Origin of the sequence: Pseudoxanthobacter sp. M-2 (genome assembly GCF_046156265.1) — a bacterium.
GTDB lineage: Bacteria > Pseudomonadota > Alphaproteobacteria > Rhizobiales > Segnochrobactraceae > CAMDHY01.
The window spans coordinates 781071-796059 of record NZ_JAWDIR010000011.1 but is presented as its reverse complement, the minus strand read 5'-3'; the positions used below and the strand labels follow the sequence as shown (position 1 = coordinate 796059).

The window sequence follows — 14989 nt, the reverse complement described above, 5'->3', positions numbered from 1 at the left end:
TGTGGCCCGATGACCGCGACGGATCCCGCAGACGCGCCCATTCCGGAACCGACGGTGGATGCTCGGGCGGCCGACATGGGCCGCTGGAGCTTCTGGATCGACCGCGGCGGCACGTTCACCGACATCGTCGCCCGCCGCCCCGATGGCACCATCGATGCCGCCAAGCTGCTCTCGGAGAACCAGGAAGCCTATGCGGACGCCGCGCTGGAAGGCATCCGCCGCTTCCTCGGCGTGCCGCCCGACGCGCCGATCCCCGCCGATCGCATAGACGCCGTCAAGATGGGGACCACCGTCGCGACCAACGCACTGCTCGAGCGCAAGGGCGAGCGGACGCTGCTCGTCGTCACCTCCGGCTTCCGCGACGCGCTCCGCATCGGCTACCAGGCGCGCCCGGACATTTTCGCCAAGCGCGTGGTGAAGCCCGAGATGCTCTACGAGAGCGTCGTCGAGGTGGCCGAGCGGGTCCGGGCCGACGGCTCCGTCGAGCACGCGCCCGACCTGACGCTCGTCCGGCACGATCTCGAACGGGCGTTCGCGACCGGCATCCGCTCGGTCGCCATCGTCTTCATGCACGCCTACGCCTTCCCGGCGCACGAGAAGCTCGTCGCGGCGCTCGCCCGCTCGATCGGCTTCGCGCAGGTGTCGACGAGCCACGAGGTCTCGCCGCTGATGAAGTTCGTTGGCCGCGGCGACACCACCGTGGCGGACGCCTACCTGTCGCCCATCCTGCGCCGCTATGTCGACCGCGTCGCCGCCGATCTCGGCGCGTCGGACGGGAGAACGGCGGGTGACGGACCGCGGCTGATGTTCATGATGTCGTCCGGCGGTCTTACCGCGGCGAGCCTGTTCCAGGGGCGCGACGCCATCCTGTCGGGCCCCGCCGGCGGTGTCGTCGGCGCCGTCGAGACGTCGCTGATCGCCGGCGCCGACCGCGTCATCGGCTTCGACATGGGCGGCACCTCGACCGACGTGTCCCACTATGCCGGCGAATACGAGCGCGCCTTCGATACCGAGGTCGCCGGCGTCCGCCTGCGCGCGCCGATGATGCGCATCCACACGGTGGCCGCCGGCGGCGGCTCCATCCTTCATTTCGACGCCGGCCGCTTCCGCGTCGGCCCGGATTCGGCAGGCGCCGACCCCGGCCCGCGGGCCTACCGGCGCGGCGGCCCGCTGACGGTGACGGACGCCAACGTCATGGTCGGCAAGCTGGTGCCGGCGCAGTTCCCGGCGATCTTCGGCCCCGACCAGGCGCAGCCGCTCGACGCCGACGCCGTCCGCGCCGGCTTCGAGGCACTCGCCACCGAAGTCGGCGGCGGCCGGTCGCCGGAGGAGATCGCCGAGGGCTTCCTCACCATCGCCAACGAGAACATGGCAAATGCGATCAAGAAGATCTCCGTTGCCCGCGGCCACGATGTCTCGTCCTACACGCTTGCCTGCTTCGGCGGCGCCGGAGGCCAGCACGCCTGCCGCGTCGCCGACCGCCTGGCGATGACGCGGGTGCTCCTGCACCCGCTATCGGGCGTGCTGTCGGCCTACGGCATGGGTCTCGCGGACGTACGCGCCACCCGGACGCGCACCATCGCCCGCCCGCTCGACGCCGCCGGGCATGCCGAGATCCGCACCCAGGCGGCCGTGCTGGCGGCAGAAACCGGGATTGAGCTCGAACGCCAGGGCATCGCGCCGTCGGACGTTGAGACCGAGATCCGGGTGCATCTGCGCTACGCCGGCACCGACACCCCCATCCCCGTTCCGTTGGCCGAGCCCGAGACAATGGCGGCAGCGTTCGCGGCTGCCCACAGGCGCCAGTTCGGCTTCGTCTTCGACGGCCGCGCGGTGTTCGCCGAGGCGGTCGAGGCGGAGAGCCGCGGCGGTGGCGCCGGGCGCGAGGAGCCGGTCCACGCGACGGTCGAAGGCCCCGCACCAGCGGCTGGCACCACGGCGATCTTCACCGACGGCGCGTGGCACGAGGCCGCGCTCCACCGTCGCGAGGACGTCCGACCGGGCCAGACGATCGACGGTCCGGCGCTGCTCGTCGAGCCGCACCAGACGATCGTCATCGAGCCCGGCTGGCGGGCGCGGATCACCGTCCACGACCACGTCGAGCTCACCCGGGTCGTGCCGCTGCCGGCACGCACCGCCGTCGGCACCGAAGCCGACCCGGTGATGCTGGAGGTCTTCAACAACCTCTTCATGGCGATCGCCGAGCAGATGGGCGTCACCCTGCAGAACACCGCCTACTCGGTGAACATCAAGGAACGCCTCGACTTCTCCTGTGCCGTCTTCGACGCCGAAGGCCAGCTCGTCGCCAATGCCCCGCACATGCCGGTGCATCTCGGCTCGATGGACAGCTCGGTCGAGACGATCATCCGGCTGAACGAGGGGCACATCCGGCCCGGCGACGTCTTCGCCCTCAACGCCCCCTATAACGGCGGCACCCACCTGCCCGACATCACCGTCGTCACACCCGTCTTCGGCGACGACGGCACGGAACTGCGGTTCTGGGTGGCGAGCCGTGGCCACCACGCCGACATCGGCGGCACGGCCCCTGGCTCCATGACTCCCCGCGCGACGACGGTGGAAGAGGAAGGGGTCCTCATCGACAATTTCAAGATTGTCGATCAAGGCACTGCGAAGGAAGATGAATTCGTCGAGCTCCTGACACTCCATCGTTACCCGGTTCGCAACGTCCAGCAGAACCTTGCGGACCTGCGGGCGCAGGTGGCGGCGAACGAGCGCGGGGTGCACGAACTCGGAAAGATGGTGGCGGAGTTCGGCATCGACGTCGTCCGCGCCTACATGAACCACGTCCAGGACAACGCCGAGGAGAGCGTTCGCCGCGTCCTCGACGCCCTGCACGATTCCTCCTTCACGGTGGAGACCGATCAGGGCGCCGTCATCCGTGTCGCCATCACCGTCGACCGCGAGCGGCGCGAGGCGACGGTCGACTTCACCGGCACGAGCCTGCAGCAGCCGAACAACTTCAACGCCCCCGAGCCGGTGACGCGGGCGGCCGTGCTTTACTGCTTCCGCGTCATGGTGGACGGCGACATCCCGATGAACGCCGGCTGCCTGAAGCCGATCCGCATCGTCATCCCCGACGGGTGCATGCTGAAGCCGCGCTACCCGGCCGCTGTCGTGGCCGGCAATGTCGAGACGAGCCAGCAGGTGACCAACGCGATCTTCGGTGCCCTCGGCGCGATGGCGGCGAGCCAGGGCTCGATGAACAACCTCACCTTTGGCAACGACCGCTACCAGTACTACGAGACGATCTGCTCCGGCACGCCCGCCGGCCCGGGCTTCGACGGCTCCGACGGGGTCCACACCCACATGACCAACTCGCGCCTCACCGACCCGGAGATCCTGGAGTTCCGCTTCCCGGTGCTGCTCGAGGACTTCCATATCCGGGCGGGGTCCGGCGGGCGCGGCCGCTGGCGCTCCGGCGACGGCACCAGCCGCACCATCCGCTTCCTCGAGACGATGGATTGCGCAATCCTCTCGTCGCACCGCCGCGTCCGTCCGCACGGGCTCGCCGGCGGCGAGCCGGGCGAACTCGGCCGCACGCTGGTACGGCGGCGCAACGGGCGCATCGAGGAGCTCGAGGGCTGCGACCAGACGGTCGTTGAGGCCGGCGAGTCGGTGACGGTCGTGACACCCACCGGCGGCGGTTACGGCCCCGCTGACGAGAGGGAGACCGACGCGTGACTTCCCCCGCGCGGCGCACCCTGCCCCGCATCGGCCAGATCGCACTGGAGTTCAGCGCCCCGGACGGAGACGGCGAGCCCCCGCGCGAGCACCTGTCGTGCGTCGTTGCGTCGGCGGACGGCCGGACGCTCTGGCTCGCCTCGGACGAGACAGCCACGGTCGAGCGCCTCACGCTGTCGGACGAGGGCACGCACTTCGCTGCCCATGAGAGGGTACCCCTGCGCGACCGCCTCGGCCTGCCGGGTGCCGACGACGAGGAGGCCGACATCGAGGGCCTCGCGCTGCGTCACGGCTACCTCTGGGTCGCCGGGTCGCACAGCCTGGCGCGCCGACGGCCGAAGAAGGCCGATGACGCCGAAGCGGCGCTGTCCCGGCTGACCAACGTGAAGCTCGAGGCAAACCGCTTTCTGTTCGGCCGCATCCCGCTCGCGAAGGGCGACGGCAATGCCGCCCAACTCGCCGACAAGGTGAAGACCGACGAGGGCGGCAAGCTGCGTGCGGGACGACTGTCGATCGCCGAGAAGCAGAAGCATCTGAAGGCGGCGGCCACCCGCAGCGCCTTGTCGGCCGCCGTCTGCGCGGACGAGCACTTCGGCCCGTTCATGGAGGTGCCGGCCAAGGAGAACGGCTTCGACGTCGAGGGCATCGTCGTGCTGGACGATCGCATCTTCCTCGGCCTGCGCGGCCCCGTGCTGCGTGGGCACGCGACCGTCCTCGAGATCGCCGTCGCGGAGGGCAAGCGGGGCTCTCTCGCGCTTGCTCCGGTCGGAGAAGACGGCGCCGTCTACCGCAAGCACTTCCTCGGCCTCGACGGGCTCGGCATCCGCTCGCTGATGCCGCACGGGGACGACATCCTCATCCTCGCCGGCCCGACCATGGACCTCGACGGGCCGGTGCGGATCTATCGCTGGCGCCAGGCGGCATCGAGCAGCGCCCCGCGGGCCGCCGGCGTCTACGGGGGCGAGGACGTCGCCTATCTCGGCGACCTCCCGTTCGGCGATGGCGACGATCACGCCGAGGGCATGACGATGCTGAGATTGCCCGGCTCCAGCGTCGCGCACCTGCTCGTCGTCTATGACGGCCCGGCCGCGGACCGACGGCGCGGCGCCCATGGCGTGCTGGCCGATCTCTTCGCCCTCCCCGGCTCCTGAACCTGAACACACCGCCACGGCGTGACGTCGATCACAGCCGCGAGATCGCCCGTGCGGCACAAGGGCGCCGCACTCGCCGACCGGCGTCGCGCGTGGCAGGCTGACCGATCAGTCGCCACCGCGGACCGCCGCACAGTGGCGGGGCGGCTGACGGGGTTATCGACATGCACCGCCTTTCGACCATTGCCGCCCTTGCGGCCGCCTTCGCGTTCGCCACACCGGCCATCGCCGCCGATGCGCGGTCACCGGACACGACGCTGAGCTTCAAGAGCGCCGACGGCAAGACGACGCTCACGGGCTATTTCTGGAACGCCAAGCGGGCCGGCGCGCGTCCTGCCGTCGTGCTGATGCACGGTTGCGGCGGCGCCTATTCCTCCGGCGCCGATTCCTTCGACGCCGCCACCGTCGCCTCCCAGTACCGCGAATGGGGCGGCCGCCTGTCGGCGGCCGGCTACGGCGTGCTCCTCGTCGACAGCTTCGGCCCGCGCGGCCACGGTGGCGGCGTCTGCGACATCCCCTACGAGGATCGTCCGGCGAAGCTGAACGAGGTGACAGTGCGGCCGCTCGACGCCATCGGCGCCCTGCAGGCACTGCGCAAGCAGGACCGCGTCCGCCAGCGGCCGGTGGCACTGGTGGGCTTCTCCAACGGCGGTAGTGCCGTGCTGTCCACCGTCGCCAAGACCGGCCCCACGGTGTGGAAGAAGAACGCCGCCAAGCCGTCGCCCTGGTTCGCCGGCACCGCCGCCTTCTATCCAGGCTGCGGCCTGCAGGGCGACTTCAACGGCGAATGGGAACCGACGATCCCGACTCACCTTTTTGTCGGCACCGCCGACACCACGACCCCACCCTCGCCGACGTGCGATGCCCGCTACACCGAGGCGCTCGAGCGCCAGGCGCCGGCGATGATGGCGACCTATCTCGGTGCGACCCACGGCTTCGACCGGGCCTCGTCGGGGAAGACGGACTTCGCCAGGGCGGCCAATGCCGCCGCCAAGGCGTCGGCCCTCGCTACTATGGACACGTTGTTGCGAAGCTGGCTGAGGAAACCCTGACGAAGTCTTTGAAAAGTCGGGATTTCGTGACGACTCAGGCTGTCTTCTGGCGAAAGGCATAGGTCGCGTCGAGGCGCTCCGACAGATAGTCGCCGGCGCTGATCGGGGGATAGCGGGCGGGCCTCGTCGGCGACACGCATCCGGGCAGCACCGCCACCTCGGCGTCCGGGTTGGCGTCGAGGAAGAACGCCACCGACGTGCGCTCCCGCTCCGGCGGCCGCACCCGGTGCGGTGTCGAGACATAGACGTCGTTCGTCCAGCGCATCAGGCAGTCGCCGATGTTGCAGACGAAGGTGCCGGGGATGTGCGGCGCGTCGATCCAGCGGCCGTCGCGCGTGCGCACCTCCAGACCGGCGACGCCGTCGACCATCAGGAGCGTGAGATTGCCGTAGTCGGTGTGCTCGCCGGCGCCCGCCTGACCCTCCGCGATTATCGCCGGCCGTGGCGGATAGTGCAGCAGCCGCAGGATCGCAGCCGGCCGCTCGAGCGCGGGGGCGAAGAAGTCCTCCGGCAGTCCGAGGTCGATCGCGAAGCCGCGGTGCAGGCGGCAACCGAGGTCGAGCACGGCGTCGTAGTAGGCGAGCATGGTGGCGCGGAAATCGCCATCGTCGGGCCACTGGTTGAGCCCGCGAAACGGCCGGCCCGCCGCCACCTCCGGATCGTCCGGCGGCAGTTCCAGGCCGATGTTGAAGGCCTCTTTCAGGTCGGCCGGCTTGCTCGGGTCGAGGCTCTCGCCGCCGAGCCCGACATAGCCGCGGTTGAACGGCGACTGCTCGATCGACAGCTCCGCCTTCTCGGTGACCGGACGGCCGAAGAACACATTCGCCTGCGCGAACACGGCTTCCAGCGTAGCGGGCGCGATGCCGTGGCCGGCGACGTAGAAGAAGCCGATGCCGCGGCACGCCTGGCCGATCTCGGCGGCGACGCGGCGTCGGTCCGCTTCGTCCGCAGAGGCGAGCGGTGAGACGTCGATGACGGGAATGGTGTCCATGCTCGCTTTTCCCAGAGGTTTCGGCGACGGCGGCGCATGCAGTTTGCGCGCCAGCGCGTGACCCGGCCACGCCCCCGGCCGCGGCGCCTCAGCGGCAGTAGCGGTAGGTGTTCTTGCGGACGTGGCGGGCGAGATCGAGGTGCAGGTGGTCGCGGTGGGCCCGGTCACCCTCGGGACCGATGACGGTGGTGAAGCGGTCACAGGCCCCGCGGTGGACGGCGCGCAGGAAGCGACCCTCCTCCACGGTGCCCCACCAGCCACCTTCGACGGTGATGCGGCGCCCGTCGGCAAGGGTGAAGGAGGAGATGTCGAGGGCGTTCGCGAAGGAGTGCTCCGACAGCGGGCCCTTGCTCGAGCCGTTGCGGCCGCGGCAGACATAGGATCCGGCGTTGCCGACCTCGACGACGGGCTGCCCGAAGTACTGCAGGGCGGCCGGCTGCACCGTCTGGGCGAACCATCGCTCGGTCGAGACCACCATCGGGCAGTCGAGGGTGGCCGGTGTCGAGAAGGCGACGCGCCCGCCGAGCGCCGCTGACATCACGAACGCGCGGTCGGCGCCGCAGATGCCGGGGCCATCGACGGCCCGGCGCGGGCGCACGAAGGCCGTCGGCTGGACGAGGCCCGAGCGCATGCACGCCGCGGACGCCTGGGCGCGCCAGGCTTCGCGCGGTTCGCTGCCGCGGTAGCCGAAGAAGCCGCACCCGGCCAGCGCGGCCGAGAGCAGCGCGACGGCGGCGAAGCGCAGTGCGAGGCGGCGTTCCATGCCCGCACCATCGCGCCCCTCTTCCGAACCGGGCGTTAACGCGCAGACGACCGTTGCAGGCGGATTGGCGGCCGAGAGGCCCCTGGTCCTCGCCGACGCCTTTGGCCGCCTTTCCCCACTTTATGGCGAGTCTCGGCACTTCCACCGGCTGGCAGAACGGCGTTCCCCGAATGCCCGCTGAGGCGGGAGATTTTTTCGCGGCAGCCGCCATTCTGGCTGACCTAAGCGATTGCGCCAGTAACACGACTTACTCTATCGTCATTACAAAGCCGCTCGAATTGTGCGGCGCACAACGTTTGGTCGGTTCCCACGGACGGCGAACAGGGTTACCTTTTCGTTAGGTAGGGCACCTGCAGGAGGCGACGATGACTATCGGCAAGAGCCTCAACGTGTTCCTCGTCACCGCGGCGTTCGTGTTCATCGGAGCGATCGCCGTCGGCCTGTTCTGAGTCCGCCGTGCACTGAAACGGCGTCGACCTGTCCGGCATCACTCGCCGTCGAGGCGAGCGCCTTGGTTTTGTAGCGTCATCTCGTACTGGGTCTGGGAACCGCGGGCTCGCCCCGGACGCGTGATCGTACGCCTCAGGTGCGCCCGAGGTCAGGCGTCGCTGAGGTGGACGGCCGATAAAGCCTCGTCCACCCAGCGTTGGGCGGCCGCGAGCGGTGGCGCGGGCGCCGAATCGGCTGGCAGCGCAAGCCAGATCTCGTGGGCGAAGACGACGTCCGACACAGGATGCACGGCCGGCTCTCGACGTCCGATGAAGACGGGCAGAGGCGATCGTCCCACCCCTTTCGTCACCGCCACGAGGGCCGTCGACCACTCGGCGACGCGCACCGAAACCTTCGCTCGTGACACGTTGTCGGCCATCCAGCGGGTGTGCGGCATCGGCTCCTCGCGCGGTAGCAGGCCGACCCATTCCTCACAGTCCGGACGGGCGGCGGGGGCGTAGACCCGGAACGGCATGACGGCGACACGGCGCACGACCAGTCCCTCGTCCTCCGGCCGCGATTCGTGTAGCGCCAGGTCGCAGTCCGCGGCGAGAAGGCTGCCTGCGGGACGCGCCGCAAGGTCGACCTTCAGGCCCGGATAGCGGCGTGACAGGCCGCCCAGCGCCGGCGCCAGGACATGGTCGATCAGCAAGGGCGTCGCGGCGATGCGAACCGTCGTCTCGGCGATGGCATTTGCCGCGGCGAGCGCGACACGGGCCGCGGTAACCGCCTCGTCGACCTGGGCGAGGCGGCTGACGAAGACTTCACCGGCAGGGGTCGGCACCAGCCGGCCCCCCCTGCGCATGAACAGCTTCACCGCCGCGGCTTGCTCGAGGCGCGCGATGCGCCGGGAAATGGTCGCCTGATCGAGGCCGAGGGCGGCGGCCGCACGCTCCTGCGTCCCGGTCCGCCAGACTTCCAGCACCGTCTCGAAGTCGTCCCATCGCACCTTCATGCGATGAAGCATAGACTTCATGCTGAAATGCGTAAATGCCTATTCAGCGGCCTGGCGCATCCGCAGGGGATCGTATGCGAGGATCGGGGCGAGCCAGCGCTCCGCCTCTTCCACCGGCCAGCCCTTGCGGACGGCATAATCCTCGATCTGGTCGCGCTCGATCTTGCCGACGCCGAAATAGTGGCTCTCGGGGCGGGCGAAGTACAGACCGGAGACCGACGATGCCGGCCACATCGCGCAACTCTCCGTGAGGCGGATGCCGATGGCGCTTTCCGCATCGAGGAGGCGGAACAACGTCCGCTTCTCGGTGTGGTCGGGCTGCGCCGGATAGCCGGGCGCCGGGCGGATGCCCTGGTAGCCTTCGGCGATCATTTCGGCGTTGGTCAGTGTCTCATCCGGGGCATAGCCCCAGAGTTCGCGCCGCACCTTGGCGTGCAGGGCCTCGGCGAAGGCCTCGGCGAGTCTGTCCGCCAGCGATTGCGAGAGGATCTTCGAATAGTCGTCGTTGGCGCGCGCAAAGCGCTCTGCGACGACATCCTCGCCGAAGCCGGTCGAAACGGCGAAGCCGCCGACATAGTCGGCGACGCCCGCCGAAACCGGAGCGACGAAGTCCGACAGAGCGGCGTTGCCGCGGTCGCTCGCCCGCGCCATCTGCTGGCGCAGTGTGTGCAGCGTCGCGAGCCGCTCCCGCCGCTCCTCGTCGGCATAGAGGACAATGTCGTCGCCGTCGGCGGCCGCCGGCCAGAAGCCGACGACGGCCCGCGGCGTCAGCCAGTCCTCTGCGACCATCTGGGTCAGCATCGCCCGCGCGTCGGCGTAAAGCGCCCGCGCCGCCTCGCCCACCTTGGCGTCCTCGAACAGCAGCGGATAGGTCCCCTTGATCTCCCAGGCGGAGAAGAACGGCGTCCAGTCGATGAAGTCGACGAGATCGGCGAGCCGCCAGTCGTCGATGACCCGCGTGCCGAGGAAGCTCGGCCGCACCATCGGCTTCGTCGCATCGAGCTTGATGCGCTTTTCCCGCGCTGCCTCGATCGACAGCCGCCGGCGGTCGGCCTGGCCGCGGGCGTGCACCTCGGCAATGTTGGCGTACTCGGCCTTCACCTCGCCGAAGAAGGCGGTCCGGTCCGACATCAGCCGCGAGACGACGCCGACGGCGCGGCTCGCGTCCGTGACATAGACGGACTGGCCGCGCTGGTAGTTCGGATGGATCTTCACCGCCGTATGGATGCGGCTCGTCGTGGCGCCCCCGATCAGAAGCGGCATGTCGAAGCCCTCGCGCTCCATCTCGGCGGCGACGTGGCACATCTCGTCGAGCGACGGCGTGATCAGACCGGAAAGCCCGATGATGTCGACGTTCTCGTTGCGCGCCGTTTCCAGGATGCGGGTCGACGACACCATCACGCCGAGGTCGATCACCTCGAAATTGTTGCACTGCAGGACGACGCCGACGATGTTCTTGCCGATGTCGTGGACGTCGCCCTTCACCGTGGCGAGCAGCACCTTGCCGGCGGCTGACCGCTGGTCGAGGCCGGAGAGGCGCTTTTCCTCCTCCATGAACGGCATCAGGTAGGCGACCGCCTGCTTCATCACGCGGGCCGACTTGACCACCTGCGGCAGGAACATCTTGCCGGCGCCGAACAGGTCGCCGACGACGTTCATCCCGGCCATCAGCGGCCCCTCGATGACGTGCAGCGGCCGCTCGACGGTCAGGCGCGCCTCCTCCGTATCGACCTCGATGAACTCGGTGATGCCGGCGACGAGCGCATGCTCGAGGCGCTTGGCGACAGGCCAGGAGCGCCAGGCCGCATCGACCTCCTTCTTCTGGACGCCGTCGCCCTTGAAGCGCGCCGCCGCATCGACGAGGCGCTCGGTGGAATCCTTGCGGCGGTTGAGGACGACGTCCTCGCAGAGCTCGCGCAGTTCGGGGTCGATGTCGTCGTAGACCGTCAGCTGGCCGGCGTTGACGATACCCATGTCCATGCCGGCGGCAATCGCGTGGTAGAGGAACACCGAGTGCATCGCCGCGCGCACCGGCTCGTTGCCGCGGAACGAGAACGACAGGTTGGAGACGCCGCCGGAGACGTGCGCGCCGGGCAGGTTCTCGCGGATCCAGCGCGTCGCATTGATGAAGTCGACGCCGTAGTTGTCGTGCTCCTCGATGCCCGTGGCCACCGCGAAGATGTTCGGGTCGAAGATGATGTCCTCGGGCGGGAACCCGACCTCGTTGACGAGGATGTCGTAGGAGCGCCGGCAGATCTCGATCTTGCGCTGGTAGGTGTCGGCCTGGCCCTTCTCGTCGAAGGCCATGACGACGACGGCCGCGCCGTAGCGCAGCACGCGCCGCGCCGCCTCGCGGAAGGCTTCCTCGCCCTCCTTCATCGAGATCGAGTTGACGATGCCCTTGCCCTGCAGGCATTTCAGCCCGGCCTCGATGACCGACCACTTCGACGAATCGACCATCACCGGCACGCGGGCGATGTCCGGCTCGGCGGCGACGAGGTTGAGGAAGGTCACCATCGCCTGCTCGGAATCGAGCAGGCCCTCGTCCATGTTGACGTCGATGATCTGGGCGCCGTTCTCGACCTGCTCGCGCGCCACCTCGAGGGCGGTGCCGTAGTCACCCTCCTTGATCAGCTTGCGGAACCGCGCCGAGCCCGTGACGTTGGTGCGCTCGCCGATATTGATGAACGTGGCCGTGCGGGTCATTCCGGCGAGCCTTTGAGATCAGACGGGGTCTTGGGGAGGCGGAACGCGCGAGCGCTCACGCCGCGAAGGGCTCGAGGCCGGCGAGGCGGAGGCGGTGGTCGGCCTTCGGGACTAGCCGCGGGGGCTTGCCCTGAACTGCCGCGGCGATCGCCGCGATGTGGTCGGGCGTGGTGCCGCAGCAGCCGCCGACGATGTTGACGAGCCCAGCGTCGGCGAACTCGCCTATGAGGGCCGCGGTCGCCGCCGGGCTCTCGTCGTACTCGCCGAACTCGTTCGGCAGGCCGGCATTCGGATAGGCGCAGACGAGAGTGTCGGCGACGCGCGAAAGCTCCGCGATATGGGCGCGCATCTCCTTGGCGCCGAGCGCGCAGTTGAGGCCGATCGAGAAAGGCCGACCGTGCCGGACGGAGTACCAGAACGCCGTCGGCGTCTGGCCCGACAGGGTGCGGCCCGACAGGTCGGTGATGGTGCCCGACACCATCACCGGGAGCCGGAAGCCGACCTCTTCGAAAACCTCCTCGATGGCGAACAGCGCCGCCTTGGCGTTCAGCGTGTCGAAGACGGTCTCGACGAGGATGAGATCCGCCCCACCGTCAACCAGCCCCCTCGCCGCCTCGCCATAGGCGATGCGCAGATCGTCGAAACTGACGGCGCGGAAGCCGGGATTGTTGACGTCCGGCGAGATCGAGGCGGTGCGGTTGGTCGGGCCGATGGCGCCGGCGACGAAGCGCGGACGCGACGGATCGCGCGCGGTGACGGCGTCGGCGACCTCGCGGGCGAGCCTCGCGCCCTCGAAGTTGAGCTCGTAGGCGAGCGCCTGCATGCCGTAGTCGGCCATGGCGATGGTCGTCGAGGAGAAGGTGTTGGTTTCCACCACGTCGGCGCCGGCCTCGAAATAGGCGGTGTGGACGGCGCGGATCGCATCTGGCTGCGTCAGGCTGAGCAGGTCGTTGTTGCCCTTCACGTCGCTCGGCCAGTCGGCGAAGCGGCTGCCGCGGAAGTCGCCTTCCGAGAACTTGTAGCGCTGCAGCATCGTGCCCATCGCGCCGTCGATCACAAGGATGCGGCGGGCGGCGATCTCATTGAGCGTTGCAGTCGCGCGCGACGCGGCGGCGGCACGGGGATGGGTCATCGTCGTCTCCTGCGCCTCAGGCTGCGGCCGCCACGCTGTCCGGCCTGAGGCCGAGCAGGTGGCAGATGGCGTAGACGAGGTCGGCTCGGTTCAGCGTGTAGAAGTGGAAGTCGGTGACGCCACGGTCGACGAGGTCCATCACCTGCTCGGCCGAAACGGCGGCCGAGACGAGTTGCCGGGTGGCAGCGTCGGCCTCCAGCCCTTCGAAGCGGCGGCGCACCCAGTCCGGCACCGTCGCGCCGCAGCGCTCGGCGAAGCGGGTGACCTGCGCGAGGCTCAGCACCGGCATGATGCCGGCGACGATGGGGATGTCGATGCCGGCATTGCGGGCCCGCTCGACATAGGCATCGTAGAGATCGTTGTCGAAGAAGAACTGCGTTATCGCCCGAGTCGCGCCGGCATCGACCTTGCGCTTCAGCGCGTCGATTTCCGTCGCCCAGTCGGGGCTCTCGGGATGGCGCTCCGGATAGGCGGACACCGAGACCTCGAAGTCGGCGATGCGGCGCACGCCAGCGACGAGTTCATCCGAGAAGGCATAGCCGTCAGGATGGGGCGTGTAGCGCGCACCGACGCCCTCGGGTGGATCGCCGCGCAGCGCCACGATGTGGCGCACGCCCGCCTCCCAGTAGGAACGGACGACAGCGTCGACCTCGTCGCGGCTCGCCGCCACGCACGTCAGGTGCGCGGCCGGCTTCAGCGGCGTCTCGCGGATCAGCCGCTCGACGGTGGCGTGCGTGCGCTCGCGCGTCGAGCCGCCCGCCCCATAGGTGACGGAGACGAAGCTCGGCGACAGCGGGGAGAGCCGCCCGATCGAATCCCACAGACGCCGCTCCATATCCTCGGAGGTCGGCGGAAAGAACTCGAACGAGACGCGGAACGGCGCTTCGCCGCCGGCGCGGCTGAGGCGGGTGATCGGGTTCGTCATGCCGTCGTCTCCAGGCGTCGGGTCTTGTCGCCGGCGACCTCGAAGCGCGGGTCGCGGGCGAGCCAAAGCGTCACGGTGAGTTGCCCGTCCGATCCGGCGGGGGGCGCGAGATCCTCGATGCGCACGACGTCGAGGCCGGCAGACCGCAGCCACCCCTCCACCTGCTCGTGCGAGAAGCCGAGCCGGCGGTGGGCGTGCTCGGCGCGCAGGAACTCGAGGTCGTGCGGCGCGAAGTCGACGACGAGCAACCGCCCGCCTGGACGGACGGCGCGCGCGGCTTCCGCGACGGCGCGGGCCGGATCCTCGAGGAAGTGCAGCACCTGGTGGATCGCGACGACGTCGAAGCTGCCGTGCGGCACCGCGAGCGCATAGACGTCGCCGTGGCGGACCTGGACGTTCGTCACGCCGTTGTTGTCGAGATTGGCGCGGGCCACCGCCAGCATCGGCTGGCTGGCGTCGATGCCGACGCCGCGCTCGTAGAGGTCGGCGAAGAGCTCCAGCATCCGCCCGGTGCCGGTGCCGAGGTCGAGAAAGCTGCCGAAGGGGCGTGTGCCGACGGCCCTGCGAATGGCTGCCTCGACCGCATCTTCCGGAACGTGCAGGGAGCGCAGGCGGTCCCACGAGGCGGCGTTCGCGGCAAAATAGGAGGCCGCCGTCTCGGCATGGGCACGCTTCACCGCCTCCAGCCGCTGCCGGTCCCGACTGAGCACGCTGTCGGCCGTATCGAGTCTCTGGACGAGCGTCGCGCCCAGCGCGCCAGCCGCATCGTCTTCGGCGAGGCGGTAGTAGGCCCAGGCCCCTTCGGGGTACCGGCGGACGACACCGGCCTCGACGAGCAGCTTCAGGTGGCGCGAGATGCGCGGCTGGCTCTGCCCGAGGATGGCGGTGAGGTCCTTGACGGTGAGATCGCTCGCCGCCAACAGGGCGAGGATGCGCAGGCGCGACGGCTCACCCGCCGCCTTCAGGCAGGCGACCAGCGGGTCGAGGGCGAGCGGCGCGTCCTTCGTCAAGTTCGGGCTCCAATCCATATAAAGATATGTTTATCTCTTTCGGAAACGTCGTTCAAGGGCTGACGCCTTCTGAACGTATCGTGATCGACCCTCCAGCAGCGGCGGGGCCGATT

Annotated in this window: 8 protein-coding genes and 1 pseudogene; 3 read left to right on the top strand and 6 right to left on the bottom strand. The window is 69.5% G+C overall.

Annotated features, from left to right (window positions below):
• Positions 1 to 75: 75 nt before the first annotated feature.
• The 3 genes from RUR49_RS08685 (at position 76) to RUR49_RS08675 (ending at position 5905) form a co-directional block, all read left to right on the top strand.
• Positions 76 to 3702 (top strand): hydantoinase B/oxoprolinase family protein, encoded by a 3627-nt coding sequence (locus RUR49_RS08685; RefSeq protein ID WP_409146363.1) that lies wholly within the window; start codon positions 76 to 78, stop codon positions 3700 to 3702.
• Positions 3699 to 4853: a DUF3616 domain-containing protein gene (locus RUR49_RS08680; RefSeq protein WP_409145963.1), complete on the top strand. Its 1155-nt coding sequence runs from the start codon at positions 3699 to 3701 to the stop codon at positions 4851 to 4853. Before RUR49_RS08685 ends, RUR49_RS08680 begins: the two co-directional genes overlap by 4 nt.
• A 164-nt stretch (positions 4854 to 5017) precedes the next feature.
• Positions 5018 to 5905: a dienelactone hydrolase family protein gene (locus tag RUR49_RS08675; RefSeq protein WP_409145962.1), complete on the top strand. Its 888-nt coding sequence runs from the start codon at positions 5018 to 5020 to the stop codon at positions 5903 to 5905.
• Positions 5906 to 5939: 34 nt separating this feature from the next.
• On the opposite strand, the gene RUR49_RS08670 is transcribed toward RUR49_RS08675, so the two are convergent.
• From RUR49_RS08670 to RUR49_RS08645, 6 genes and pseudogenes are all read right to left on the bottom strand, one after another.
• Complete coding sequence (locus RUR49_RS08670) at positions 5940 to 6896, bottom strand: isopenicillin N synthase family dioxygenase (RefSeq protein WP_409145961.1); 957 nt, start codon at positions 6894 to 6896, stop codon at positions 5940 to 5942.
• Between the two features lie 88 nt (positions 6897 to 6984).
• Positions 6985 to 7659 carry an extensin family protein gene (locus tag RUR49_RS08665; protein ID WP_409145960.1) on the bottom strand — a complete coding sequence of 225 codons (675 nt, stop codon included), beginning with the start codon at positions 7657 to 7659 and terminating at the stop codon, positions 6985 to 6987.
• Between the two features lie 598 nt (positions 7660 to 8257).
• Complete coding sequence (locus tag RUR49_RS08660) at positions 8258 to 9103, bottom strand: LysR family transcriptional regulator (protein WP_409145959.1); 846 nt, start codon at positions 9101 to 9103, stop codon at positions 8258 to 8260.
• Between the two features lie 39 nt (positions 9104 to 9142).
• Positions 9143 to 12941, bottom strand: a pseudogene (gene metH, locus RUR49_RS08655) (methionine synthase).
• Between the two features lie 16 nt (positions 12942 to 12957).
• The gene (gene metF, locus RUR49_RS08650) at positions 12958 to 13866 is read right to left on the bottom strand and encodes a methylenetetrahydrofolate reductase [NAD(P)H] (protein WP_409145958.1); all 909 of its coding nucleotides are present in this window, start codon (positions 13864 to 13866) and stop codon (positions 12958 to 12960) included.
• Complete coding sequence (locus RUR49_RS08645; RefSeq protein ID WP_409145957.1) at positions 13863 to 14894, bottom strand: ArsR/SmtB family transcription factor; 1032 nt, start codon at positions 14892 to 14894, stop codon at positions 13863 to 13865. The genes metF and RUR49_RS08645 overlap by 4 nt, the downstream gene beginning before the upstream one ends.
• Positions 14895 to 14989 lie beyond the last annotated feature (95 nt).